Source organism: Aureimonas phyllosphaerae, from assembly GCF_047943035.1.
Classification (GTDB): domain Bacteria; phylum Pseudomonadota; class Alphaproteobacteria; order Rhizobiales; family Rhizobiaceae; genus Aureimonas; species Aureimonas phyllosphaerae.
The window spans coordinates 2,271,406-2,296,764 of sequence record NZ_CP181348.1 but is presented as its reverse complement, the minus strand read 5'-3'; the positions used below and the strand labels follow the sequence as shown (position 1 = coordinate 2,296,764).

At 66.6% G+C, this 25,359-nt stretch carries 27 protein-coding genes; 15 read left to right on the top strand and 12 right to left on the bottom strand.

Annotated elements, in window-relative coordinates; translation table 11 throughout:
* Positions 1-103 precede the first annotated feature (103 nt).
* Both uvrB and ACLNGM_RS10820 read left to right on the top strand, forming a co-directional pair.
* Positions 104-3,082 carry an excinuclease ABC subunit UvrB gene (uvrB, locus tag ACLNGM_RS10825; protein ID WP_416358340.1) on the top strand — a complete coding sequence of 993 codons (2,979 nt, stop codon included), beginning with the start codon at positions 104-106 and terminating at the stop codon, positions 3,080-3,082.
* Positions 3,083-4,116: 1,034 nt separating this feature from the next.
* Complete coding sequence (locus ACLNGM_RS10820; RefSeq protein WP_416358339.1) at positions 4,117-5,283, top strand: hypothetical protein; 1,167 nt, start codon at positions 4,117-4,119, stop codon at positions 5,281-5,283.
* A 7-nt stretch (positions 5,284-5,290) separates the two neighbouring features.
* On the opposite strand, the gene ACLNGM_RS10815 is transcribed toward ACLNGM_RS10820, so the two are convergent.
* The 6 genes from ACLNGM_RS10815 to ACLNGM_RS10790 all read right to left on the bottom strand — a co-directional run bounded on the left by ACLNGM_RS10815 (position 5,291) and on the right by ACLNGM_RS10790 (position 8,429).
* Positions 5,291-5,578 (bottom strand): hypothetical protein, encoded by a 288-nt coding sequence (locus ACLNGM_RS10815; protein ID WP_416358338.1) that lies wholly within the window; start codon positions 5,576-5,578, stop codon positions 5,291-5,293.
* 329 nt (positions 5,579-5,907) lie between these two features.
* Complete coding sequence (locus ACLNGM_RS10810) at positions 5,908-6,228, bottom strand: hypothetical protein (RefSeq protein ID WP_416358337.1); 321 nt, start codon at positions 6,226-6,228, stop codon at positions 5,908-5,910.
* Between the two features lie 99 nt (positions 6,229-6,327).
* Complete coding sequence (locus tag ACLNGM_RS10805; protein ID WP_416358336.1) at positions 6,328-6,456, bottom strand: hypothetical protein; 129 nt, start codon at positions 6,454-6,456, stop codon at positions 6,328-6,330.
* A 665-nt stretch (positions 6,457-7,121) separates the two neighbouring features.
* Entirely contained in the window at positions 7,122-7,430 is a 309-nt protein-coding gene (locus ACLNGM_RS10800; protein ID WP_090960995.1) for a hypothetical protein, read from the bottom strand.
* Between the two features lie 169 nt (positions 7,431-7,599).
* Entirely contained in the window at positions 7,600-7,944 is a 345-nt protein-coding gene (locus ACLNGM_RS10795) for a hypothetical protein (RefSeq protein ID WP_416358335.1), read from the bottom strand.
* Positions 7,945-8,069: 125 nt separating this feature from the next.
* Entirely contained in the window at positions 8,070-8,429 is a 360-nt protein-coding gene (locus ACLNGM_RS10790; protein WP_416358334.1) for a hypothetical protein, read from the bottom strand.
* A 464-nt stretch (positions 8,430-8,893) separates the two neighbouring features.
* On the opposite strand from ACLNGM_RS10790, the gene ACLNGM_RS10785 reads away from it, so the two are divergent.
* Positions 8,894-9,109 carry a cold-shock protein gene (locus ACLNGM_RS10785; protein ID WP_055890128.1) on the top strand — a complete coding sequence of 72 codons (216 nt, stop codon included), beginning with the start codon at positions 8,894-8,896 and terminating at the stop codon, positions 9,107-9,109.
* Positions 9,110-9,288: 179 nt separating this feature from the next.
* Entirely contained in the window at positions 9,289-10,263 is a 975-nt protein-coding gene (locus tag ACLNGM_RS10780; RefSeq protein ID WP_416358333.1) for a hypothetical protein, read from the top strand.
* Between the two features lie 4 nt (positions 10,264-10,267).
* Here the strand turns inward: ACLNGM_RS10780 and ACLNGM_RS10775 are convergent, their stop codons facing one another.
* On the bottom strand, positions 10,268-10,906 hold the full coding sequence (locus ACLNGM_RS10775; protein WP_416358332.1) for an MBL fold metallo-hydrolase: 639 nt from the start codon (positions 10,904-10,906) through the stop codon (positions 10,268-10,270).
* A 106-nt stretch (positions 10,907-11,012) separates the two neighbouring features.
* Complete coding sequence (locus tag ACLNGM_RS10770) at positions 11,013-11,903, bottom strand: branched-chain amino acid aminotransferase (protein WP_416358331.1); 891 nt, start codon at positions 11,901-11,903, stop codon at positions 11,013-11,015.
* A 268-nt stretch (positions 11,904-12,171) separates the two neighbouring features.
* Between ACLNGM_RS10770 and ACLNGM_RS10765 the strand changes: the two genes are divergently transcribed.
* From ACLNGM_RS10765 to ACLNGM_RS10755, 3 genes are read left to right on the top strand one after another with little or no spacing between them, the layout of a single operon-like run.
* Entirely contained in the window at positions 12,172-12,708 is a 537-nt protein-coding gene (locus ACLNGM_RS10765; RefSeq protein ID WP_294641396.1) for a MarR family winged helix-turn-helix transcriptional regulator, read from the top strand.
* A 1-nt stretch (position 12,709) separates the two neighbouring features.
* On the top strand, positions 12,710-13,426 hold the full coding sequence (locus ACLNGM_RS10760) for a response regulator (protein ID WP_090961013.1): 717 nt from the start codon (positions 12,710-12,712) through the stop codon (positions 13,424-13,426).
* Entirely contained in the window at positions 13,416-14,858 is a 1,443-nt protein-coding gene (locus tag ACLNGM_RS10755) for an ATP-binding protein (protein ID WP_416358330.1), read from the top strand. The genes ACLNGM_RS10760 and ACLNGM_RS10755 overlap by 11 nt, the downstream gene beginning before the upstream one ends.
* Before the next feature lie 174 nt (positions 14,859-15,032).
* Here the strand turns inward: ACLNGM_RS10755 and ACLNGM_RS10750 are convergent, their stop codons facing one another.
* The 4 genes from ACLNGM_RS10750 to ACLNGM_RS10735 all read right to left on the bottom strand — a co-directional run bounded on the left by ACLNGM_RS10750 (position 15,033) and on the right by ACLNGM_RS10735 (position 17,312).
* Positions 15,033-15,395 carry a tRNA-binding protein gene (locus tag ACLNGM_RS10750; RefSeq protein WP_416358329.1) on the bottom strand — a complete coding sequence of 121 codons (363 nt, stop codon included), beginning with the start codon at positions 15,393-15,395 and terminating at the stop codon, positions 15,033-15,035.
* 3 nt (positions 15,396-15,398) lie between these two features.
* Positions 15,399-16,220, bottom strand: a complete 822-nt coding sequence (gene proC, locus ACLNGM_RS10745) for a pyrroline-5-carboxylate reductase (protein ID WP_416358328.1) — start codon at positions 16,218-16,220, stop codon at positions 15,399-15,401.
* A complete protein-coding gene (locus tag ACLNGM_RS10740; protein ID WP_090961022.1) occupies positions 16,217-16,717 on the bottom strand; it encodes a YbjN domain-containing protein in 501 nt (166 codons plus the stop codon). Before ACLNGM_RS10740 ends, proC begins: the two co-directional genes overlap by 4 nt.
* A 322-nt stretch (positions 16,718-17,039) precedes the next feature.
* Entirely contained in the window at positions 17,040-17,312 is a 273-nt protein-coding gene (locus ACLNGM_RS10735; RefSeq protein WP_416358327.1) for an accessory factor UbiK family protein, read from the bottom strand.
* Between the two features lie 139 nt (positions 17,313-17,451).
* Here ACLNGM_RS10735 and lgt point away from each other — a divergent pair, with 139 nt between their 5' ends.
* From lgt to ychF, 8 genes are all read left to right on the top strand, one after another.
* Positions 17,452-18,321 (top strand): prolipoprotein diacylglyceryl transferase, encoded by an 870-nt coding sequence (gene lgt, locus ACLNGM_RS10730; RefSeq protein WP_416358326.1) that lies wholly within the window; start codon positions 17,452-17,454, stop codon positions 18,319-18,321.
* Positions 18,318-19,424 (top strand): class I SAM-dependent methyltransferase, encoded by a 1,107-nt coding sequence (locus tag ACLNGM_RS10725; RefSeq protein ID WP_416358325.1) that lies wholly within the window; start codon positions 18,318-18,320, stop codon positions 19,422-19,424. The genes lgt and ACLNGM_RS10725 overlap by 4 nt, the downstream gene beginning before the upstream one ends.
* 54 nt (positions 19,425-19,478) lie before the next feature.
* Complete coding sequence (gene pgeF, locus ACLNGM_RS10720) at positions 19,479-20,285, top strand: peptidoglycan editing factor PgeF (RefSeq protein ID WP_416358324.1); 807 nt, start codon at positions 19,479-19,481, stop codon at positions 20,283-20,285.
* Between the two features lie 13 nt (positions 20,286-20,298).
* Positions 20,299-21,450 carry a M24 family metallopeptidase gene (locus ACLNGM_RS10715; protein WP_416358323.1) on the top strand — a complete coding sequence of 384 codons (1,152 nt, stop codon included), beginning with the start codon at positions 20,299-20,301 and terminating at the stop codon, positions 21,448-21,450.
* 144 nt (positions 21,451-21,594) lie between these two features.
* Positions 21,595-22,527 (top strand): ribose-phosphate pyrophosphokinase, encoded by a 933-nt coding sequence (locus ACLNGM_RS10710; protein WP_090961036.1) that lies wholly within the window; start codon positions 21,595-21,597, stop codon positions 22,525-22,527.
* 174 nt (positions 22,528-22,701) lie between these two features.
* On the top strand, positions 22,702-23,364 hold the full coding sequence (locus ACLNGM_RS10705) for a 50S ribosomal protein L25/general stress protein Ctc (RefSeq protein WP_090961039.1): 663 nt from the start codon (positions 22,702-22,704) through the stop codon (positions 23,362-23,364).
* Between the two features lie 90 nt (positions 23,365-23,454).
* The gene (gene pth, locus ACLNGM_RS10700) at positions 23,455-24,171 is read left to right on the top strand and encodes an aminoacyl-tRNA hydrolase (protein WP_090961042.1); all 717 of its coding nucleotides are present in this window, start codon (positions 23,455-23,457) and stop codon (positions 24,169-24,171) included.
* Positions 24,172-24,239: 68 nt separating this feature from the next.
* Positions 24,240-25,343, top strand: coding sequence for a redox-regulated ATPase YchF (gene ychF, locus ACLNGM_RS10695; protein WP_416358322.1), 1,104 nt, complete (start codon positions 24,240-24,242; stop codon positions 25,341-25,343).
* Positions 25,344-25,359 lie beyond the last annotated feature (16 nt).

Genomic DNA, 25,359 nt, shown 5'->3' with positions numbered 1-25,359 from the left:
TCACGACCCCTGTTCCGCCTAGCGATGCCCGATCGCCGAGCCGGGTCGCCTTCCCCTCCGTTCCCCCTTTATTCCGCCCCGCTCCCGGCCCATATTCGGCCGCATGGCCGATCCCAAGAAGTCCCCCAAGCGCTCGCCGCTCCTCGATTATTCCGACGCCTCCGAGCGCCTGCATCCGGGCTTCGGTGAGGCGCCGCAGCCCGAACTCGACGGCACGCCGCTGACCGGCCCGTTGGCCGGCTGGGCGGACCAGATCGCGCAGAACCTCGAGGAGGAGGCCGAGCGCAAGGCCGCCGCGCCCGCGAAGAAGGCGAAGAAGCCCTCGGCCCCGGCGGACGCGCCCAAGGCCAAGCCCGGCAAGACCGCGCGCGGCACGTCGATGGGCGTCGCCACCTCGCCCGCCGAGCGCGCCCGCGCGGGCCTCAACCCCGTCTCCGGAATGAATGTCAGCCTCGAGGACGCGGCCGCCCTCCCCGAGAGCGGCGTCACCGCCACCGTCCAGGCGCTGCAGGACCTCATCACCTCCGGCAACCCGCTGTTCAAGAACGGCGAGCTATGGATCCCCCACCGGCCCGAGCGTCCCTCGAAGTCCGAAGGCGGCCATGCCTTCCGCATCGCCTCGGAATACGAGCCGAAGGGCGACCAGCCCACAGCCATCGCCGACCTCGTGTCCGGCATCACCGAGCAGAACGACCAGACGCAGGTGCTTCTCGGCGTCACCGGCTCGGGCAAGACCTTCACGGTTGCCAACGTCATCGAGCGCACCCAGCGCCCGGCGTTGATCCTCGCGCCCAACAAGACGCTCGCGGCCCAGCTCTACGGCGAGTTCAAGAACTTCTTCCCCGACAACGCCGTCGAGTACTTCGTCTCCTACTACGACTACTATCAGCCGGAAGCCTACGTCCCGCGCTCCGACACGTTCATCGAGAAGGAATCCTCGATCAACGAGCAGATCGACCGCATGCGCCACGCCGCGACGCGCGCGCTGCTCGAGCGCGACGACGTCATCATCGTGGCCTCGGTCTCCTGCATCTACGGTATCGGCTCGGTCGAGACCTACACCGCGATGACCTTTCAGATGAGCGTCGGCGACCGGCTCGACCAGCGCCAGCTCCTCGCCGACCTCGTCGCCCAGCAATACAAGCGCCGCGACATGGATTTCGTGCGCGGCAGTTTCCGCGTGCGCGGCGACACGATCGAAATCTTCCCCGCCCACCTGGAGGACCGCGCCTGGCGCATCTCGCTCTTCGGCGACGAGATCGAGGCGATCCACGAGTTCGACCCGCTGACGGGCTCCAAGACCGACGACCTCAAGTCGGTGAAGATCTACGCCAACTCGCACTACGTCACGCCGCGCCCGACGCTGCAGCAGGCGGTGAAGTCCATCAAGGCTGAGCTGGCAGGCCGCCTCGTCGAGCTGAACAAGGCCGGCCGCCTCCTCGAGGCCCAGCGGCTGGAGCAGCGCGTCACCTTCGACATCGAGATGATCGAGGCGACGGGCTCGTGCAACGGCATCGAGAACTACTCGCGCTACCTCACCGGCCGCCAGCCCGGCCACCCGCCGCCGACGCTCTTCGAATACCTGCCCGACAACGCCCTCGTCTTCATCGACGAGAGCCACGTCACCATCCCGCAGATCGGCGCGATGTACCGGGGCGACTTCCGCCGCAAGGCGACGCTGGCCGAATACGGCTTCCGCCTGCCCTCCTGCATGGACAACCGCCCGCTCCGCTTCGAGGAGTGGAACGCCATGCGCCCGCCCACCGTCGCGGTCTCGGCGACGCCCGGCAAGTGGGAGCTGGAGGAGGCCGGCGGCGTCTTCGCCGAGCAGGTCATCCGCCCGACCGGCCTCACCGATCCCCCGATCGACATCCGTCCGGCGAAATCCCAGGTCGACGATCTCCTCGGCGAGATCCGCGAGGTCGCCGCCAACGGCTACCGCGCGCTCGTCACCGTGCTCACCAAGCGCATGGCCGAGGACCTCACCGAATACCTCCACGAGCAGGGCGTGCGCGTGCGCTACATGCACTCGGACATCGACACGCTCGAGCGCATCGAGATCATCCGGGATCTCCGCCTCGGCGCCTTCGACGTGCTCGTCGGCATCAACCTCCTGCGCGAGGGCCTCGACATCCCCGAGTGCGGCCTCGTCGCCATCCTCGATGCCGACAAGGAGGGTTTTCTCCGCTCCGAGACCTCGCTGATCCAGACGATCGGCCGCGCGGCGCGCAACGTCGACGGCAAGGTCATCCTCTATGCCGACCAGGTGACGGGCTCGATGGAGCGCGCCATCGCCGAGACCAACCGCCGCCGCGACAAGCAGGAGGCCTACAACCGCGAGCACGGCATCACGCCGGAATCGGTGAAGGCCAAGATCGCCGACATTCTCGACAGCTACTACGAGAAGGACCACGTGCGCATGCCGACCGGCGCCCACGCGGCCGAGGGCGCGCTCGTCGGCAGCAACCTCAAGAGCCATCTGGAGCATCTGGAGAAGGAAATGCGGCACGCCGCCGCCGATCTCGACTTCGAGACGGCCGCGCGCCTGCGCGACGAGATCAAGCGCCTCCAGGCGACGGAGCTCGCCGTCGCCGACGACCCGATGGCGCGCGACCTCGACGTCGACATGTTCTCCGAGGGCGGCGGCAGCGCCAAGTCGCGCGGCGGCCGCAAGAAGGGCGCGAACCACCAGAACCCGCGCTTCGGCCCCAACGGCGAGCCCCTTGCCGCCCGCATCAAGCCGCCCGTCGCGCGCGGCCACGCCGCCATCGGCGAGGTGCGAGGGCTCCGATCCGACCGGGGCGACGGCGCCTCCTACTTCGCCAAGCCGAGCCTCGACGACATGGGCCCCGGCACCGACACGGCGACGCCCAACCGCACCCTCTTCCGCAAGAACACGCTCGACGAGATGACCGTCGGCCGCACGGAAAAGCCCCGCGCCTCAGGCCCCCTCCCCCCGAAGCCCGGCGACGACCTCAAACCCATCCGCCGCGAGAAGATCGGGCTGGGGAGCTACGAGGACCCGGTCGACGAAAAGAAGCGCGGGAGGAGGAAGGCGAAGACGGGGCGGCCGGGGCGATGAAGATCGCATCAGCATCCATCCACAGGAAAGTGCGGTGAAATATATGCGGAATGATCCAGCTTAGTTAGAATCGACCGATTACCCCAAATGGGCTGGAAACTTCATGGGCGAAAAATCTCGGGAAACAGGCGAACAGGGCGAAAAACTTGTCCGCCGTTTGCTCGACGTTATGGGGTGGACACCAGTTGAATCGAACCTAACGATCAATTGCGCGCGCCCTGCTAGGCACGCCCAGAAGGAAGGCAGCACGCGTCAAACCCATGGGATAGACTTTTTCTATTCCTATCGATCCCCGTTGGTCGAGTTTACGGAGAAGATAGTTTCAATCTCCGTCAAATCCACGTCGAAAGCCTATAAATCGTCCTTATCGACCGATTTTAGAAGCTACGTGACCGACGCGTGTCAGGCCGTTGAATGCTTACAGCATTCACAGAAGTTGGCGGACATTAAACTGAGCCGCAGGGGTGACGTAGTTCATTACGACGCCTGCTCTGTCATCTTTTTCTTGAGCTTAAGAGAAGACGGTACAGGAGACGTAAGAATTAAACTCTGGAACATCAACATTCCAACAGATTTAAAGTTCAGCTCGATACAACTCGTCGACAACGCTGCAGCTTCATTTATATATGATACTATTAAATACGCGGAGGATAACTACAAATCTTTCGAATTTGACTACTACCTTTTGTCTCAGAACTACCGGGACGACAGTATACCGTATTCAAGTCGCATTATGCCAGCCGAATTTCTGACGTCACCTCTAATATACCTTCGACTTGAGACCGCCTCCGGGGAAAGCGCATTTTGCATTTCTACGAACGAACCATTTGAGAGAGAAAATTTTCAAAGATTACTCAACCTAGCCACGGATCTAACACGAAAGCTTTCAAAGAGACTAACATTTCTCTACAGGTCATATAATGAGGCCAATGATCGGTCTACTGTAGATTCCGTACTTGCAATGGAAGGCGAAAGAGCCTCGGGTCTGATCGTTACAGTTGCGCAGTTGGGACAGGATTTCAGGAGTTTGCTAAGTGACTGAGCGCCTCGTTCTACCGCAGGGTGAAATATTGCGTGACTTCCTTGCCCAAGCCGCCATAGGGCGCTCTGATTTAAGAAAGATCGTGCGACGTCGAGGCATATTCCTTCGATCTGATGACAAGGGTGAAACGATCCCCTCTCTAGTACGAACCGGCCTCACCCCGACAGAATTTCAGTTTCTACTGAGCTTACTTGAAAAGAACGAAGACAATCCAAAGTTTTCAAGCCAGATAATCCAAGATGCCAACGATATAACATCGTTGAGTGAAGCCGTAGACGATCATTGCAATTTTTCATCTGTCCTAGATACCAGCTTCAAAAATTATCGCATGAGCGGAACGCCGATGGTTGTGGCCGTTGACGGAAATCCCAATGTAATTGAAATGGCGTTCAAAATCGTTCGTCGCGATTACAGCAAGTCTTTCACCAAGATTGACGCCGAGTTTGAAGGTAAGGTTTTTGCCTCCAAAAATCCAACGACGAACGAAATCAATATCATATCGACCCATACGTCCAAAGAGACCCGTAAAATTTGCGACGAAATAGCGTCCGAATTTATTTCGGGGTTGAAGATCGCTGGCGTTGTAGCAAATGACGCGAAGGCTGTTAGCGTACGTTTTTCGGATTTTTCAAGTGAAGGGCGGTTTAAATTTCTTCAAAGTCTAGCGAGTGATAAGAGCAGCAAATTTATTAAATTTCAGGCGATTGGGGATGTCGGGTTCAAGCCCAATAGCCAGACCGACAAACCCTTGGAATTAGCATGGCTGGAAGATAACCTCAGCTCTGTTCGATTTCGTGGAGTCGGCCTTGAGAAGCTTCGATTGCTATCGCAGGAAGCGCATCACGCGCATATAGAGACTTACCGCATCGAAGCAGACTACGAGTTCTCGTTTGATGCAATTAATGGAACATGCACGATAACTTTTGACTTTCCAGACTACTCGCAGTCCGGGGATGTCAATTCAGAGTTGGTTATAACAATTGCGGACATCCAGATTTTTGAGACGGATGCGGTGCAATTGAAAGCAAAACAACCTAGCAAAACGATATCAGAGAAAATTCGATCTGCTCTCGATTTCAGCAAAGCAAAGCTTCACAAACAGTACTCTCGAAAAGCTTTAGGAAGAACTGAGAACAAAACGCCAGAACCAACAAACTAAGGTAATATCACCACCGATCCCGCCGCCGCTCTTCCCTCTCCCACCGGCGCCTCTCCTCCCGCTCCCAGCGCTGCTGCACGCGCTGGCGGCGCTCGTAGCGCTCCTGGCGGCGGATCTGGCCGGGGCTGTAGAAGCCGCGCTCGCGGTTGATCTGGATCTGCGCGTCCACGCGGTCCTGCAGCCGCTGCTCGGCCGCGTTGCGCGGCGGGCCGGACGGCAGCACGAGGTCCTGCGCGGCGACCGGCAGGGCGGTCAGCGTCAGCGCCAGGGCGGAGAGAAGAAGGGTCGTCTTCATGTAGGGTTCCTGGACTGTCTCGTCGTCTCGGGGAAGAGGACGCCTCGGCGCCTGAACGGTTCCTGAAGGCGTCGGAGTAGGGGCGCGGTCGGCGGTTCGCGGATATGCGGTGAGTGCCTGCGATTGGGCCCGACGGACGGGATGCCGGGAGGGAAGCGCGGCGTACCCCCTCGAGGATGCCGGCGCATCGAGCCCCGCCTTGCGCGTCGAGTGCCCGCCTTGAGCACACGGACCATCCGGCCCCCGCCGGTTCGCAACGGCAAAAGGGCGCGGAAGCCGTTCCGCTCCCGCGCCCTCTCAGATGTCACGCCCTTTGCGCGGCCCGCCGCTTACCAGCGATGACCATTCCGCGCCGCGCGGTGGATGTTGCGGTTGGCGCGGTCCTGCATGCGCTCGATCTTGCGGGCCGAGCGCGGGTCGACATAACCGTTGTTGTAGTAGCGCGCCCGGCGCTCGACGCGCTCGATGCGGTGCTGCTGGCGGGCGAGGCGTCGCGCCTCCTGCGGCGTGATGCGGCCCGTGTGCAGCCCGCGCTCGATGCGCTCGTGCTGGCGATACTGGCGCACGTCCGACCGGTAGGTCTGCGCCATCGCCGGCATCGAGGTGGCGACGAGGATGCCCGAAAGGGCGAGGATCACGGTCTTCTTCATCGGATCAACTCCGTCCGTTGAATGGATGGCCCAGTAAGCCTCCAGCCACCTGAACGGTTCCTGAACCTGATCGTCATCCTGCCTTCAGATCGTCGGCCGTCAGCGCGGCATGCCGTTGTCGCGCGTCGCCTTCTCGCGCCAGCTGTCGTTCGGCGTGATCGGCTTGTTGATCTCCGCGCAGCCGGCAAGGAGGCCGAGCGCGGTGAGGAGCATGAGGATACGGGGCAAGGGCAAGGGCCTTTTCAAGTCGCAGCCGCTGGCGCGCCGGCCGGGGCCGGCGGCGGGTGCGGGGTGGACCGGCGGGCCCTTGGCGCCGCCCGCCGAGACGGGGCTCGCCGGACGATCGCCGGCCGCGCCGGAAGGCCTGCCTATAGCGCCCGCCTGGCGCCGTGGCGAGGCGCCCTTCCCCGCTTTCTGCCCCCCGCCGCCGTCCGGCCCTAACCTTCCGCCATCGCCGCCCCATCGAACAGGCGCGAATGATCACCGGGATCGTTCGGAGGGGTGGCGGGCGGTGTCCGCGACACGACCCCTGCCGGAGGGGACCGTGGCCCGGACGGTTCTGGCAAGTCCGGTTCAGCCTCCAATACGAGAGGCGCTCGGAAAGCCGCAGACCCGAGACAGCCCCGAAGGCCGCTGCGTCAGAGGCAGACGGCAGCAAGGGCCGAGGCGCGCGGCAACCGGAGAAGCTCCATGGCGGGGTCTCGCACACCCTGCCGAACCGCAAACACCGCGCGGGTCGCCGGAGGCGGACCACTTTTGTTTTCTACCCACGGAGGTTCGCCTCCGGCGGCCCGTCGCCTGTTCCCCGAACGGCGACCGACAGGAAGCCCACACGAAAAAGCCCGGCCACCGAGGTGGCGCGGGCCGCTTTCGCGCGTCCGGTATTCGGATGCTTATTCCGGCTCCTGCCCCGGCACGAGACCGCCCGACGGCGTCGAGGCCTCGACCGAGGGCGTACGCCCGTTCACCAAAGGCACCGACGAGGCCTTGCCCGTCGCATCCCCCAGACCGAACGCGGCCGGATATCCGTAATTGTCCGTCTGCAGCACCACGCGCCCGTCCGGCAGCACGACCTCGCGTACCACCTGCTCGCGCTCGCGCGGCGACAGGATCGTGCCCGTCTCGCGCGGATCGTTGGCGAGCGCCGGAAACGCGGCGATCAGGAGCGCCAATCCGGCGCTGGCGTAGAGGCATTCCTTCATCGTCGTCCACCCTGGCTGAGGCGCCGGGCTCGCTAGGAACCGCACGGCGCTGATTGTGTCGTTGGGGTGGCAACGGTCGGGCAAAGCCTTGAGTTCCCTCGGAAAAGTGCAAGAAAAAGGCCCGCCGGAGCGGGCCTCGATCACATCGCCGTGCGGTCTCGCCGGGCGGTCAGCCGCCGCTCGCCGAGGTGCCGCCGAGGGGGATGCCGATGCCGCTGCGACCGCCTTCCGGGATCGCGCCCGGCACGCGCGTCAGCGCGTTGCCGGCCGAGCCCGACGCGTCCGGCGTCATGTTGCCGTAGGCGCCGACGCCGTTCTGCAGCCCGCCCGCGCCGCGCGGGCCGCGGTCGCCGCCCGCCGAGCCAATGTCCATGCCGACGCCCGGCAATCCTTCCACCGGCTGCGACACCGAGCGGGTCTGGCGGAAGTCGTCCGTCGCCATCGACGACTGCGCCACGGCGGGCGCGGCGAGGCCCGCGGCGAGAAGGAGGGCGGAAGCGATCGGCCGGAACATGGGACAAGTCCTTCGAATGAGTCTCAAGCAACAATGCCACGATTGGCGCCTTCGTTCCCACGAAAAACGCCGCCCCGCAGCATGGCGGGGCGGCGCCGGCAAACCTCAAGCGTGGTCTGCCGGGATCAGTCCGGCGTCTGGCCCGGTACGATGCCGCCCGACGGGGTCGAGCTGCTCGCCGCCGCGCCCGCGGCCGGGTCCATGCCTTGCGTCGGCGTGCCGTTGGCCATCGGCGCTTCCGGCGTCATCGAGCTGGTGGACGTGTCGTCCGTGCCCATCGCCGCGCCGCCCGTCGGGGCCGCCGTGTTGCCGGTGCGCGCCGCGTCGCCCATCGCGTCCGCGCCGCCTGTCGTCGTGGTACCGGTCGCGCCCGCAGGCGGCATCATCGTCGTTCCGCCCGACGTCGAGGCGCCGTCGGTGGACTGGGCGAGCGCCGGGGCGGCGAGGAAGGCCAGGGCGGCCGTGGCGGTCAGGATCCGCTTCATGAGTGTTCTCCCTATCGTTGGTCCCCGTCAGGGGGTTCGGGAGAAGAAGCGCCGCCGGCCACGATCGTTCCGATGGTTTTCGTGACCCGGCCAAGGGTCGGCCCCGGCCGAAAACGGGGCGGCGCGGCGTTCGCGGCGAGGCGAAATCGAGGCGCTGACCATTTGGTCAGTCTAACGATCTATCTCCACTTGGCTGCCATAAAGCAGACCAAATGGACACGCGCGGGCGACAGGAACGGTACGGACGAAACTTTCGCTTGCAAAGTCAAGCGAGTGCTTGCACACTTTTCTTGTTCGGGCAATTTCGCGAACTCGGGTGATGGACGAATTGCGTATCGGGGGCGCATCCCTCGAGTGGGCCGTGAAAGCGGGCCGCGATGTATCTGTTCCTTTTCCTCGCATCAAGACTTGCCTGCAAACCCCGTAAGGGGACCATACATAGCCCAAGGAAAAGGGTATACGACATGTCTCAGACCGGCACGGTCAAGTTCTTCAACACCGAGAAGGGCTTTGGTTTCATCAAGCCCGACAATGGTGGCGCCGACATCTTCGTCCACATCTCCGCGGTTCAGGCTTCCGGCCTGCCGGGTCTGGTCGAGAACCAGAAGGTCTCCTACGAGACCGAGCCGGACAAGCGCGGCAAGGGCCCCAAGGCCGTGAACCTCGAGGCGGCCGACTAAGTCTGCCCTTTCGCGGCCGGGTCCGTCCGGCTGCCCTCCCCCATCCTGAAACGGCCCGCCGAGCCCCCCGGCGGGCCGTTTTGCGTATTAACCCCGTTTTAACACTTCCAGCCCGCCGGTTTGACTTGGCGTCCCCTGCACACAATCCTTAATCAAGGATTAACGAGGCAGGACGACAGATGAAGCGGATTCTCCAGGCGCTTGCCGCCGCCCTCGCCGTCGGGACCCCGCAGGCGGCATCGGCATTCGACGGCGGACTGACGCTCGATCGCTACCCGACGGTGGCACGCGGCGGCGCGGACACGGCGGTCTCGGCCGTCGGTCGGGCTCACGGCCGCCACGAAGGCGCCTATCGCAGCGGCCGGTACGGCGGCCACGACGGGCGCTCCTATCGCAGTGACCACAACGATGGTTACTACCAGCGCTCCTATCGCGGCGACCACCATGGCGGGCGATATAGGAACGCCGGCTCGTTCCATCACGCCGACGACATCGCCGCGCGACGGATCGAACCCCGCTGGAATGAGGGCCGCCGCTACCGCTCGAACGGCTCCTTCGTCGATGTGCGAGCCTATGGCGGCGCGGTCGATCCCGGTAGCTTCTACGGCACCTCGGGAGCGGTCGGGTCCTCGTTCATCACGGTCGGCCTGCCCTCCGACGATTGGCGCCTGCCGTCCTTCTACTACGGCGGCCTCAGCGGTGGCCCGAAGATCCTCAACGTCGAAGAGGATCGGCTGGACCGGCAACCCTACGGCAAGGACGGCCTTGCGGTTTCGCATGTCGGAGCCGCCAAGATCATCCGCATCGGGCCGGATTTTCGCGCGGGACGCGATCGGAACACGGCGGCGGAGCACGACGACAACATGCCGACGCCCTTCGCGGAGCTCTCGCCGGAGGAGCGCGCCGTCACCGTGTTCCCCGATCCCGACGTCGTCGAGCGACCCGTCGATCCGCCGGCCACGCGCCGCGCCGACGCCCGCACGGCCGCGACGACGTCCGAGCCGGAAAACGAACCGGCGGCGGGCGCGACGTTCGAGCCCTGGACGGCCGAATGGCTGCGCGACTGCGTGGCGCGCCATCCGAACTTCGATTCCTCGCTCGGAACCTATACCAACGAGGCGGGCCAGCGCCGCTTCTGCACCGGCGAACCCTGAGCGGTCAGCGCAGGAAGGGATTGGTGCGGCGCTCGACGCCGATCCGGCTGCCGGGCCCGTGGCCGCAGATGAAGCCGACCTCGTCGCCGAGCGGCAGGATCTTGTCGCGGATGGTGGCGAGGAGCTGCGCGTGGTCGCCGCCCGGAAGGTCGGTCCGACCGATCGAGCCGGCGAAGAGAACGTCGCCCGCGTGCAGGAACCGGGCCTCGCGCTGGAAGAAGACGACATGGCCAGGGGCGTGGCCCGGCGCGTGGATGACCTCGAAACGGTGGGGCCCGAGCGTCAGCACATCGCCGTCCTCCAGCCAGCGGTCCGGCGTGCAGTTGCGGAACGTCCCTGGCAAGCCGAACATCCGCGCCTGATCCTCCAGCCGCCCGAGCAGCATCTCGTCCGCGCGATGTGGTCCGACGATCTCGACGCCGAGCGCGTCCTTCAGGTCCATCGCACCGCCGGCATGGTCGATATGGCCATGGGTGATCCAGATGGCCTCCACGGTCACGCCGAGCCGTTTCACCGCCGTCTCGATCCGCTCGACGTCGCCGCCGGGGTCCACCACCACAGCCGACTTCTCCCCGTCGTCGTAGAGGATGCAACAATTCTGCTGGAACGGGGTGACGGGAACGATCTCGGCGGCAAGGCTCATGAGGCCAATCCTAAGGCGGCGGGTCGAGGGATGATGATCCGCGACCTCGAAAAGAAAAGGGCCCGCCCTGCGGCGAGCCCTTGCGGTGGTCAAAGGATCGGACCGGCTATTCGGCCGCCAGACGCTTCGGCTGAACCTCGGCGGCGTAGTCTTCCACCAGACGACGGGTGACATCGCCCGGCGTGAAGCGATACGGGCCGATCTCGGCCACCGGCGTCACCTCGGCAGCCGTGCCGCACAGGAAGCACTCGGTGAAGCCTTCCAGTTCCTCCGGCATGATGGCGCGAACCTGCACCTCGTAACCGCGACGCTTGGCGAGATCGATCACCGTGCGGCGCGTGATGCCGTCGAGGAAGCAGTCCGGATCGGGCGTATGGATCACGCCGTCCTGGACGAAGAAGACGTTGGCGCCGGTCGCCTCCGCGACGCGTCCGCGCCAGTCGAGCATCAGCGCGTCGGCATAGCCCTTGGCCTCGGCCGCGTGCTTGGAGATCGTGCAGATCATGTAGAGGCCGGCGGCCTTGGCGCGCGACGGGGCGGTCTTCGGATCGGGCCGGCGGTACTCGGCGAGATCGAGCCGGATGCCCTTCATCCGCTGCTCGGGGTCGAAATAGCTCGGCCACTGCCAGATCGCGATGGCGAGGTTGATCGTGTTCTTCTGGGCCGAGACGCCCATCGATTCCGAGCCGCGCCAGGCGATCGGGCGGACATAGGCGTCGCGGAAGCCCTGGCGGCGGAGAAGCTCGCTGCACGCGGCGTCGATCGCCTCGGCGCTGTAGGGGATCTCGAAGCCGAGAATGCGTCCCGACTCGATCAGGCGCTCGGTGTGCTCGCGCAGCTTGAAGATTTCGCCGCCATAGGCGCGCTCGCCCTCGAACACGGCGCTGGCATAATGCAGGCCATGCGTCAGCACGTGGACCTTGGCATCCTTCCAGGGCACGAATTCGCCGTTGTACCAGATCTGGCCGTCGAGTTGGTCGAAGGGAACGCTGCTCATCTTGGGGGATCGCGCCGAAGGCGCCCTTTCCTGTCTCGTTCACGCATCGACCCGGCGATGCGCCGACCCTCCCGACCGCCCGGGCGCGGTGGCATGACCGTCGGTCCCGGCAAGGATGCGGCGCTCATGGGATGAAATTGCGGCAGGCCCCGCGCACGCCACTCGTGCGGGCGTCTGCAGGGCCTTTCGAAACGCGATCGCTGTTTGCGAGCGCTTGCATGGGTGTAACAATGGGCGGTAGATACGTCAACACTACTGACCTATTCCGATGGACCTGCCCTTGGCCGATGCCCCAGCCCCGGACGACACGATCGTCGAGGACGCGCTGCCCACGCGCGGCGAACTCGACTTCCGGCTGATCGAGCTGTTCTTCTTCGCCTATCGCGAATTCACGGGCGACGCCGACTCGATCCTGGAGCGCTACGGGTTCGGGCGGGCGCATCACCGCATCCTGCATTTCGTCAACCGCGACCCCGGCATGACCATCGCCGAGATTCTGGACCTTCTGGAGATCACCAAGCAATCCCTCTCGCGCGTTTTGCGCCAGCTGATCGACGATGGCTTCATCGCGCAGGTCCAGGGAACCGACGACCGGCGGCAGCGCCGCCTCTATCCGACGCAGAAAGGCCGCGATCTGACGCTCGAACTCTCCCGCGCGCAGGGCCGGCGGATCGACGCCGCCTTTCGCGCCGCCGCTCTGGACGATCCGGGCCTCGTGAACGACTTTCTCCTGGAGATGGGCGCCGATCGGAAGGCGACACGGGACTGGTTCGCGCGTAAGGGCATCGGAAGGGAGAACCGCTGACATGACGCTCGCCGAGGATCATGCGACCGACGAATCGATGGACGATGCCCCGCATCTCCTGATCATCGACGACGACCGCCGCATCCGCAGCCTCCTGTCGCGCTTCCTGTCGGAGCGCCGCTTCCGCGTGTCGGTGGCTTCCGACGCCGCCGAGGCCCGCCGCATCTTGCAGGGCCTCGAGTTCGATCTGATGATCGTCGACGTGATGATGCCGGGCGAAAGCGGGCTCGACCTCGTGCGCTCCGTGTCGCCTCATCGCGACATCCCGATCCTGATGCTCACCGCTCGCTCGGAAACTGACGACCGCATCCTCGGCCTCGAGGCGGGGGCCGACGACTATCTCGCCAAGCCCTTCGATCCGCGCGAGCTTCTTCTGCGCATCAACAACATCCTGAAGCGCGGCGGCACGACGCCGGTGCAGAAGGTCGAGCACGTGCGCTTCGGGCCATTCTCGTTCTCGTTGTCGCGCAAGGAGCTGCGACGCGGTGCCGACGTGATCCGCCTGACCGAGCGCGAGCAGGAGATCATGACGCAATTCGCCCAGAAGGCGGGCGACACCATACCGCGCCAGGATCTCCTCACCAACGACACCGAGGTCGGCGAGCGGACGGTGGACGTGCAGATCAACCGGCTGCGCCGCAAGATCGAGAGCGATCCTGCCAATCCCCTCTGGCTTCAGACGGTGCGCGGCATCGGTTACCGTCTGAATGTCGATTGAACGCGTCATCGACGCCTCGGTGATCGCCGAGGCGGGCAGCGAGACCGGAGCGAAGCGGCCGCCGCCGCGTCGGGGCTGGGGCGCGGCGCTACGCGGCCTGTCGCGTCAGCTCCGGCGCTTCGTCTCGCGCCGCACGCCCAAGGGCCTCTACGCCCGATCGCTGATCATCATCATCGCGCCGATGGTGCTGCTGCAGTCGGTGGTCGCCTTCGTCTTCATGGAGCGGCACTGGCAGACGGTGACGCAGCGCCTCTCGGCCTCGGTGGTGCAGGACATCTCGGCCGTGATCGACATGATCCAGACCTATCCCGACCCGGCGGGCGAGTATGCCGAGGTGACGCGGATCGCGCGCGAGCGCCTGGCGCTCAACGTCCTGGTGCTACCGCCCGAGCCCCTGCCCGCCCCGGCGCCCAAGCCCTTCTTCAACATTCTCGACGGCATCCTGTCGGAGGAGATCACCCGGCAGATCAATCGGCCCTTCTGGATCGACACGCTCGGCGAGTCGCGGATCGTCGAGATCCGCATCCAGCTGCCGGACCACATGCTGCGCATCTTCGCGCCGCGCAATTCGGCCTACGCCTCCAACAGCCACATCTTCCTTCTCTGGATGGTCGGCACGTCGCTGGTGCTGATCCTGATTGCGATCCTGTTCCTGCGAAACCAGATCCGCCCGATCCAGAAGCTCGCGCAGGCGGCCGAGGGCTTCGGTCGTGGACAGCCGATGCCGCCCGATTTTCGCGTGCGCGGCGCATCGGAGGTGCGGCGCGCCTCGCTCGCCTTCATCCAGATGCGCGACCGCATCGAGCGCCAGATCGAGCAGCGCACGCAGATGCTGAACGGCGTCAGCCACGACCTGCGCACGGTCCTCACCCGCTTCCGCCTGCAGCTGGCGCTTCTGGAAGAGAACGAGGATCGGCAGGAGCTCGAGCAGGACGTCGATGAGATGGGCCGGATGCTGGAAGGCTATCTCGCCTTCGCCAAGGGCGAGGGCGGCGAGGAGGTCGGCGAGCTCGACCTCGAGCGCGTCTTCGCCCGTTTCGAGAGCGAGGCGTCCCTGAAAGGTCGAAGCCTCGAGACCGATCTCGTCGGCGATCCGCGCATCTCGGTGCGACCCGACGCCTTCGTGCGCTGCCTCGGCAATCTCGTCGCGAACGCGCTGCGCCACGGCAACGCAGTCCGGCTCAGCGCTCGGCACGACGACCGCTGGCTGTCGGTCTCCGTGGAAGACGATGGTCCCGGCATCGAGCCGACGCAGCGCGAGGACGTCTTCAAGCCGTTCGTTCGGCTGGACGAGGCCCGCAACATCGATGCGGGCGGCACGGGCCTCGGCCTCGCCATCGCGCGCGATGTCGCGCGCAGTCATGGCGGCGATATCCTCCTGTCGGAATCCTCGCTCGGCGGGCTGAAGGCGCTGGTCCGAATACCGGCCTAGAGCGTGTTCCCACCGGACGGGATGGTTGTCACGGAGGTGATCTCGCTTGGGTAAAAGGCGAGATGCCGTAGCTGTGTGATCGACGAACAAAGCCGACAAGGGGACGAAAGCGCCCTGCCGCGCAGCAAGTGTCCGAAGGACGATGACGACCGTTCGATCCGCTTGGAAAGCGCTCTAGTACAGGCGTCCGCCGTTCGGCACCTCGTGGCTCAGCGCCGCGAGCACCACGTTGCCGGCCTCGTCGGGGAAGCCGAGCGTCAGGACCTCCGAGCGCATCGGGCCGATCTGGCGCGGCGGGAAGTTGACCACCGCCATCACCTGCCGCCCGACCAGTTCGTCCAGCGAGTGGCGCACGGTGATCTGCGCCGACGACTTCTTCTGGCCGATCTCCGGCCCGAAATCGATGACGAGGCGGAAGGCGGGCTTGCGCGCCTCCGGGAACGGCTCGGCCGAGACGATCGTCCCGACGCGAATGTCGACCTTCAGGAAGTCGTCGAAGGTTATCTGCGGCGCGACGCCTGCGGTCTCGGCACTCATCGTTCAGCCCTTAGACAGTTCGATCGCGCGGTCGCGCGCGGCGGCAACCGCTTGGGTCATCAGAGGCTGGAGGCCGTCCTCCCCCATCAGGACGCCGAGCGCCGCCTCCGTCGTGCCCTTGGGCGAGGTGACGTTGCGGCGCAGTTGCGCGGGCGGATCATCGGATCGGATCATCAGCTCGCCCGCGCCTGCCACGGTATGGCGCGCGAGGCGCATTGCGAGATCAGGGTCGAGGCCGGCCTTCACGCCCGCTTCCGCCAGCGCTTCGGCCAGGAGGAAGACATAGGCGGGGCCGCTGCCGGACACGGCCGTCACGCGGTCGATGTCGTCCTCGGCCTGCACCCATTCCACCGGGCCGCTCGCCTGTAAGAGATCGTTCGCCATCGCCTTCTGGCCCCGCGTCACGCGCTCGTTGGCGAAGGCGCCCGTGATGCCGCGCCCGATCAGGGCCGGCGTGTTCGGCATCGCGCGCACCACCGGCCGCGCGCCAAGCTTCTCCTCGATGAAGGCGATGGTGCGCCCGGCCGCGACCGAGATCACAAGCGTCTCGTCCTTGAGGCTCGCGCGCAGCGGCGCGACGGCCTCGGCCAGCACCTGCGGCTTGACCGCGAGGATCACGACGTCCTGCGGCTCGTCCGGGGCGGTGGCCGCATGGCGCACGCCCTGGTCGAACAGGGCGCCGAGCGCCGGCGACGGATTGGGATCGAGGATGGTGACCGAGGCGGGGTCGAGCCCGCCCGCGATCCAGCCGCGCAGCATCGCGCCGCCCATATTGCCGCCGCCCAGAAGCAGAAGCCGGCCGACCGGCGCGATGCCCGCGCTCATGCGTTGCCGACCGTGTCGAACACGACGCAGGCCAGCGCCTCGTCAGCGGACTTCTCCGCCCAGACCACGAACTGGAAGGCCTGATAGTAGCGCTCGCACGCTTCCAGCGCCGCCGAGAGGAGCCGCTCGGCCTGCTGGCTCGTCGGCTGCACGCCGCCCGACAGGAGGATGGCGTGGCGGAACATCACCGCGCCTTCGGCCGCCCAGAGATCAAAGTGCCCGACGAGCATCCCCTCGTTGATGCGCGACAGGAGCCGCAGCACCTCGACCTGCCGCCGGGCCGGGACCTTCAGCGTGAAGGCGCAGCCGAGATGCAGCGCCTCCGAGGCTTCCATCCACGAGAAGGAGACCGAATAATCGGTCCAGGCGCCCTGCACCGAGACCGCGATCTCGTCGTCGCAGGGGCGTTCGAAAGACCAGTCATGACGCGAGGCGACGGTCTCGATCACATCCACCGGATGGGAGAGCCGCCTGACGTCGAGTTCGCCGAGTTGCATGTCGTTTGATCCCCGTGCCGCATCGGACGCGGGACCGCCGAGATGCCGCACGCACCCCGTCGTCAAGGGTCGAATTCCTCGTAAGACCCTGGCTTCCGCGCCTCCCGGAAAACCGCCGCCGTGGCGAATCACCGTTGATTTCAGTGTATCGACGCGGACTCGCGATTCCAGAGGCGGAAACGGTATTTTAAGGTTCGTCGGGAGCGGGTCGGAACCCGCGGCCCGACCCCGAGGCGTTAAGGGATTCAGCGCTCACGCTTTTCCGATTCCATGGGGCCGCGGCAGGCTCGTGACAAACCTGTGCACGGCCTGTGGAAAAGCGTCAGGACGCGGTCGTGGAGGCCCCAGACAAACGGGCCTCGAGGTCGGCGACGCGCTTTTTCAGAGCTTCGTTCTCGACGCGTGCCCGCGTCGCCATCTCGCGGACGGCCTCGAACTCCTCGCGCTGGACGAGGTCCATCGAATTGATGAAGCGCTCGCCCTGGGAGCGGAACACCGTCTCCATCTCGCGGCGCACGCCCTGCGCCGCGCCAGCCGCGTCGGTCATCATGCGGGCGAACTCGTCGAGCATGCGGTTGGGGCCTCGGTCGTTCATCGGTTCGCTCCTTGAAAGCGGCTAGCGCACCCTCGGACGTAGGCGCTCGCCCCCGCCTTGGCAATGGAGCGGCTTGACCCCGCCGCCTGCCCGGCGCACATCCCCGCCCGACGTGCCGAGCCCCGAGGAGCCCTCCGCCATGACAGCCTCCGCCGTTCTCGGCGTCCTCACCTATCCCCAGATCGACCCGGTCTTCCTGCAGATCGGACCCATCGCGCTGCGCTGGTACGGGCTCGCCTACGTCGCCGGCATCCTGTGCGGCTGGCTCTACGGGCGCCATCTCGTCGGCACGCCGCGGCTCTGGCCGAACGGCGTGTCGCCGATCATCAAGACCGACATCGACGACTTCATCGTCTGGATCACGATCGGCATCGTGGCGGGCGGGCGCATCGGCTCCATCCTGTTCTATGACTTCGACCGCATCGCCGCCGACCCCCTCTCGGCCTTCCGCATCTGGGAAGGCGGCATGTCGTTCCATGGCGGCCTGATCGGCGTGACGATCGCGATGATCCTGTTCTGCCGCTCGCACAAGGTGCCGCTGTTCAGCCTGATCGACGTGGTCGCGGCCTCGGTGCCCTTCGGCCTGTTCTTCGGCCGCATCGCAAACTTCATCAATGGCGAGCTTTGGGGGGCGCCGACCTCCGTGCCCTGGGCGATGGTGTTCCCACATGCCGGTCCCGAGCCGCGCCACCCGAGCCAGCTTTACGAGGCGGCGCTGGAGGGCGTCGTCCTCTTCCTGATCCTGCGCGTCCTGACCCATCGCTTCGGTGCGCTCGGGCGTCCGCGTCTCGTCGGCGGGGTCTTCATCCTGCTCTACGGATGCGCGCGCATCTTCGTCGAGTTCTTCCGCATGCCCGACGTGCAGCTCGGCTATCTCCTCGGCACCGGCTGGCTGACCATGGGCATGGTGCTGTCGCTGCCGATGCTCCTCGTCGGGCTCTGGGCGATCGCGACCGCCAAGCTCCGCGCCTACGAGCCCCGCCCCGCCGAGACCACGGCCGCTGCGTGAGCGATCTCGCTTCGCGCATTCGCGCCGAGATCGAGGCGTCGGGCCCGATGCGGCTCAACCAGTTCTGGAACCTGTGCCTCTTCGACCCGACCGACGGCTACTACACGAGCCGAGATCCGATCGGCGCAGCCGGGGACTTCACCACCGCGCCCGAGATCAGCCAGATGTTCGGCGAGCTTCTGGCCGCCTGGGCCTTTGCCGCCTGGGACGGGCTCGGCCGCCCCTCCCCCTTCACCTTCGCGGAGGCGGGCCCGGGACGCGGCACGCTGATGGCGGACATGCTGCGCACCCTGCGCCAGCTCGACCCGGCGTTTCTCAAGGCGGCGCGCATCCGGCTGGTCGAGGTCAGTGACCGCCTCGCCGGCATTCAGGCCGAGCGCCTCGCGCGCTTCGACCTGCCCGTCCGGCGCGTCCGGCAGATCGAGGAGCTCGACGGCGATGGGCCGCTTCTCCTCGTCGCCAACGAACTTGTCGATGCGCTCGCCATTCGCCAGTTCGTGTTCCGCGACGGCGCGTGGCACGAGCGGCTGGTGGACGTCTCCGGCGACGGCTTCGCGTTCGCCGACGGCCCCGCGACGACGCGCGTGCCCGCGCCCCTCGCCCGCCTGCCCCAGCCCGCCGCGGGTGCGGTGTTCGAGGTCTCGCCCGAGCGCGACGCCCTGTGCGCTGCCCTGGCAGCCCGGCTTGCGCGGCAGGGCGGCGCAGCGCTCCTGATCGACTACGGCCACGCCCGCACTGGCTTTGGAGACACGCTGCAGGCGCTGCGCCGTCACGAAACGACAAGCGCGCTCGATGCGCCCGGCGCGGCCGACATCACCAGCCATGTCGACTTCGAGCAGGTCGCGCGCGCCATGGCCGGCGCGGCGCCGACGCTCCGCTTCGGCCTCGCGGCGCAAGGCGACTTCCTTCTGTCGCTGGGGCTGCCCGAGCGGGCGGGACGGCTCGGCGCCCATGCCGACGAGGCCGGCCGTGCGGCGATCACGGCCGCCGTCCACCGCCTCGCCGGCCGGGGCCAGGGCGAGATGGGCGCGCTGTTCAAGGTGTTCGGCGCGGCCTCCGCCCCGCTGCCGCTGCCGCCCTTCGTGCAACCGCGCGTCGATTGACTTCGATGACCCCCTCCCCCACGAATGAGGGTCCGTAACGGACTGCTGCTTTCCATGCTCGATCACCGCCTTTCCGCCGCCTCGCACCTTCGAGCGCGCGACACCGTGCAGGACCCGCGCTTCGGCTCCGACGCACGGCTCGCCCATGCCTTCTTCACGCGGGCCGGCGGCGTCTCGACCGGCATCTATCGCGGCCTCAACGCCGGGATCGGCTCGCACGACGAGGCCGAGGCGGTGCACGAGAACCGGCGGCGCGCCGTGCATTTCCTCGGCCTCGAAGGCACGCAGTTGGCGACGCCCTGGCAGACGCATTCGCCCGATGCGGTGGTCGCGACCGAGCCGTTCGGCGGCGAGCGCCCGAAGGCGGACGCGGTGGTGACAGCGACGCGGGGTCTCGCGGTCGGCGTCGTGACGGCCGATTGCGGGCCGATCCTCTTTGCCGACCCACGCGGCGGCGTCGTTGCGGCGGCCCATGCCGGCTGGCGCGGGGCCGTCGGCGGCGTCCTCGAGCGCACGGTCGAGACCATGGAGGGTCTCGGCGCGCGGCGCGACCGGATCGAGGCGGTGCTCGGGCCCTGCATCACACAGGCCAACTACGAGGTCGGCGCCGACATGGCCGAAACCTTCCTGCGAGAGGATGCCGCCAACGAGCGCTTCTTCGCGGCCGGTGCGACGCCGGAGAAGCGCCAGTTCGACCTGCCCGCCTTCATCCTCGCCCGCCTCGAGCGCATCGGCGTCGCGGCCCGCTTCGTCGGACGCTGCACCTATGCCGAGGAGGACGCGTTCTTCTCCTTCCGGCGTACCACCCATCGCGGGGAGACCGACTACGGTCGGCAGCTTTCCGCCATCGCCCTCGCCTGAACGAAAGCGCTTCATGCTCCATTTCACGCCCGACGAATTCGAGCGCCGCCGCGCGCGCCTGTCCGCCGAGATGGCCGAGCGCAAGCTCGATGCCGTGATGCTCTTTGCGCAGGACTCGATGTTCTGGCTGACGGGCTACGATACGTTCGGCTTCTGCTTCTTCCAGTGCCTCGTCGTGAAGGCGGACGGCGAGATGCGTCTCCTCACGCGCTCGGCGGACCTGCGCCAGGCGCGCGCCACCTCGAACATCGAGTCGGTCGTCGTCTGGCGCGATCGCGGCGGCGCCAACCCGGCGATCGAGCTGCGCGACATGATGGACGACATGAGGCTGCTCGGCGCCCGCGTCGGCGTCGAGTGGTCGACGCACGGTCTGACGGCGGCGAACGGCAAGCTCGTCGAGGAGAAACTCGGCTCCTTCGCCGCGCTCACCGACGCGTCCGACCTCGTGCCCGCGCTGCGCGTCATCAAGAGCGAGGCCGAGATCGCCTATGCAAGGGAGGCGGCGCGGCTCGGCGACGAGGCGTTCGAGGCGATGTGGCCGCTGGTGCGCGAGGGGGCCGACGAGGGCGCGCTCCTCCACGCGCTGCAGGGGGACATCCTCCTGAAGGGCGGCGACTACCCCGCCAATCCGTTCATCCTCGGCTCCGGCGAGGATGCGCTTCTCTGCCGTTACAAGTCCGGCCGCCGCAACCTGTCGGCGCAGGATCAGCTGACGATCGAGTGGTCCGGCGTGAAGGCGCAGTACCATGCCCCGCTGATGCGCACCGTGATCGTCGGCCGCCCGCTGATGCGGCACGAGGAACTGTTCGCGGCCGGCGCCGAGGCGTTGAAGGCCGTCGAGGAGGCCATGCGCCCCGGGCAGACCTTCGGCGACGTGTTCGACGCCCATGCCCGCGTGATGGAGGCCCACGACCTCGCCCGCCATCGCCTTGCCGCCTGCGGCTACTCGGTCGGTGCTCGTTTCGCACCGTCCTGGATGGACCCGCAGATGTTCGTCTCGGGCAATGCCGAGCCGATCCGGCCGAACATGACGCTGTTCGCGCACATGATCATCATGGACTCTGACAGCGGCGCCGCGATGTGCCTCGGGCAGACCTACCTCACCACCGAGGGCGCGCCCGAGTGCCTGTCGCGCCTGCCGATCGAGCTGAAGGCGACCGGCTGATCGAGGCGAGGACTTAACCGCGCCGCGGTCTTTCCCGCGGTGCAACCTTGAATCTTTCCACCAGCTTGCTAAGAGCCCGCCCATGCGACCGGCCCCTCCCTTCCGAGGTCCGGCGTGCCCCGTAGACGGATAAAGCGGTCAGCGATGAAACTCTTTGTCGGCAACTCCAACCGCACTCTGGCCGAAGGGATCGGGCGCTACCTGGAACTGCCGCTCGGCGCCGCATCGGTGCGCCGCTTCGCCGATCAGGAGATCTTCGTCGAGATTCAGGAGAACGTTCGCGGCGAGGACTGCTTCGTCATCCAGTCGACGTCGTACCCCGCGAACGACCATCTGATGGAGCTTCTGATCATCATGGACGCGCTGCGCCGGGCCTCCGCCCGCCGCATCACCGCGGTCCTCCCCTATTTCGGCTACGCCCGGCAGGATCGCAAAGCCGGCGGCCGCACGCCGATCTCGGCCAAGCTCGTCGCCAACCTCATCACCCATGCCGGCGCCGACCGCGTGATGACGATGGATCTCCACGCCGGGCAGATCCAGGGCTTCTTCGACATCCCGACCGACAACCTTTTCGCGGTGCCGCTGCTGGCGCGCGACATCAAGGAGCACCTCGAGACCGACCGCGTGATGGTGGTCTCGCCGGATGTGGGCGGCGTGGTGCGCGCCCGCTCGCTCGCCAAGCGCCTCGACGCGCCGCTCGCCATCGTCGACAAGCGCCGCGAGAAGCCGGGCGAGTCCGAGGTGATGAACATCATCGGCGACGTGAAGGACCGGCACTGCATCCTGATCGACGACATCATCGATTCCGGCGGCACCTTGTGCAACGCGGCCGACGCGCTGATGGCGGCGGGCGCCAAGGGCGTGCGCGCCTACATCACCCACGGCGTCCTGTCGGGCGGCGCGGTCGCGCGCATCGCCGCCTCCTCGATCGAGGAACTCGTGATCACCGATTCGATCGAGCCGACCAAGGCGATCCGCGAGGCGCGCAACATCCGCGTCATCAGCACCGCGACGCTGCTCGGCGAGGCGATCTCGCGCACCACCACCGAGCAGTCGGTCTCCTCGCTCTTCGACTGAGCCGAGGCCGGCGCTCGCCTTGCACCTCGAGCCGATCGCCGCTATAGCCAACCCGCCCGCGCGGACACCCTTGGAGGCAGCGCGGGCGTGAAGCGGCCTCACGGCCGCTTTTCGTCGTTCCGGGCGTCCTCGCGCCGGAGCGGCAACCTCTGAACGAAAACAAGGATTGAAACCATGAGCGAGAGCTACACGGTCAAGGCCGAAGCGCGCGAGAAGGTCGGCAAGGGGGCCGCCAGACATCTCCGCCGCAACGGAATGGTGCCAGCCGTCATCTACGGCGACAAGCAGGAGCCCCTGCCGATCGCGGTCCCCTACAAGGAGACCTTCCTCAAGCTGCACGGCGGCGGCTTCCTGACGACGGTCATCACGATCGACGTCGGCGGCAAGCAGATCAAGGTCCTGCCGAAGGACTACCAGCTCGACGTCGTCAAGGACACGCTGACCCACGTCGACTACCTGCGCGTCTCCGACCGCACGGAAGTCACGGTCCGCATCCCGGTGCATTTCGAGAACGAAGACGCCGCGCCGGGCATCAAGGCCCAGGACGGCACGCTCAACGTCGTGCACCACGACATCGAAGTCGTCTGCGCCGCGCAGTCGATTCCGGAGGGCTTCACGCTCGACCTGACCGGCCTCGAGATCGGCGACGCGGTCTCCTCGTCGGCCCTCAAGCTGCCGAAGGGCGTGCGCCTGACCACGGACGAGGAGTTCGTGATCGCCACGATCGTTCCGCCGATGGCCGAGGAAGTCGACGAGCTCGACGCCGAGACGCCGGAGACGGAAGTCATCGAGCAGACCGACGCGACCGCCGAGGACGAGCCGAAGACCGGCAACTGATCGACGAGCGGCGGACGGAGCTTTTCGTCCGCCGCACCCTGATGGGCGGGTTCGGGTTCTCTCGACCCCGGATCGCTGGAGGACGGGCACATGCTCATCATGGTGGGCCTCGGCAATCCCGGCGCGCAATATGCCGGCAACCGGCACAATATCGGCTTCATGGCGGTCGACGAGATCGCCCGCACGGGCGGCTTCTCTCCCTGGTCGAAGAAGTTCCACGGCGAGATCGCCGAGGGCTCGATCGCGGGCCGGAAGGTGATCCTCCTGAAGCCTCTCACCTTCATGAACGACAGCGGACGCTCGGTGCAGGCGGCTGCAGCCTTCTACAAGATCCCGCCCGCCGACATCGTCGTCTTCCACGACGAACTCGACCTGCCGCCCGGCAAGGTGCGCGTGAAGACCGGGGGCGGTCACGGCGGGCACAACGGGTTGCGCTCGATCGACGCGCATCTCGGCAAGGAGTACCGGCGCGTGCGCCTCGGGATCGGGCACCCCGGCTCCAAGGAGCGCGTCAACCCGCATGTCCTCGGCGACTTCGCCAAGGTAGACCGCGACTGGCTGGAGCCGATGCTGGAGACCGTCGCGCGCAACGCGCCGTCGCTGGTCGCGGGCGAGGACGCCGTCTTCATGAACAAGGTGACGCTGGCCACCGGCGGCTCGGAGGAGCCGGCGGGCGCCAAGGGCGGCGCCGGCAAGGCGAAGGGCGAAAGCCACGTGCGCCAGGCCCGCCCTACCGAGACCCATGCGGCCACCGGGCCGATGGCGGGCATGTTGCGCCGCCTGCTCGGTGGCGGCGACCCGAACTGATCCCTTTCCTCCGGCAGGCCAGCCGTCCGGCGGTCCGCCCTCCCCTTCAGACCTGAGGCAGAACCACCATGGGCTTTCGCTGCGGCATCGTCGGACTTCCCAATGTCGGCAAGTCCACGCTCTTCAACGCTCTGACCAAGACCGCCGCGGCGCAGGCTGCGAACTACCCGTTCTGCACGATCGAGCCGAATACCGGCGATGTCGGCGTGCCCGACAAGCGCATGGCGCCGATCGCCAAGATCGGCAAGTCGGCTCAGATCATCCCGACCCGCATCACTTTCGTCGACATCGCCGGCCTCGTGCGCGGCGCCTCGAAGGGCGAAGGGCTCGGCAACCAGTTCCTCGCCAACATCCGCGAGGTGGACGCGATCGTCCACGTCCTGCGCTGCTTCGAGGACGACGACATCACGCATGTCGAGGGTCGCATCGACCCGGTGGCGGACGCCGAGACGGTCGAGACCGAGCTGATGCTCTCCGACCTCGAGAGTCTGGAGCGCCGCATCGTCGCCGCGCGCAAGAAGGCGCAGGGCAAGGACAAGGAAGCGCTGGCGCAGGTGCCGGTGATGGAAGCCGCGCTCGCCAAGCTGCAGAACGGCGAGCCCGCGCGCACGCTGCTCGCGACGCTCGACGCCGACGACCGCCAGCAGCTTCGCAACCTCAACCTCCTGACCTCCAAGCCCGTCCTTTACGTCTGCAACGTGGCGGAAGCCGATGCGGCCACGGGCAACCGGTATTCGGAAGCGGTCGCGGACATGGCGAAGCGTCAGGGTGCGCGCAGCGTCGTGATCTCGGCCGCGATCGAGGCGGAGATCGCGCAGCTCGGCGAGGACGAGGTCGGCGAGTACATGGGTGCGATGGGCCTCGACGAGCCCGGCCTCGACCGCCTGATCCGCGAGGGCTACGCGCTCCTCGACCTCATCACCTATTTCACGGTGGGCCCGAAGGAGACGCGCGCCTGGACCGTCAAGCGCGGCGCGAAGGCACCGCAGGCGGCCGGCGTCATCCATACCGATTTCGAGAAGGGCTTCATCCGCGCCCAGACGATCGCCTACGACGATTTCGTCGGGCTCGGCGGCGAAGTCGCGGCGAAGGAAGCCGGCAAGGCGCGGGACGAGGGCAAGGAATACGTCGTCCAGGACGGCGACATCATGCTGTTCAAGTTCAACGTCTGAGGCGCCGAGCCGGCGC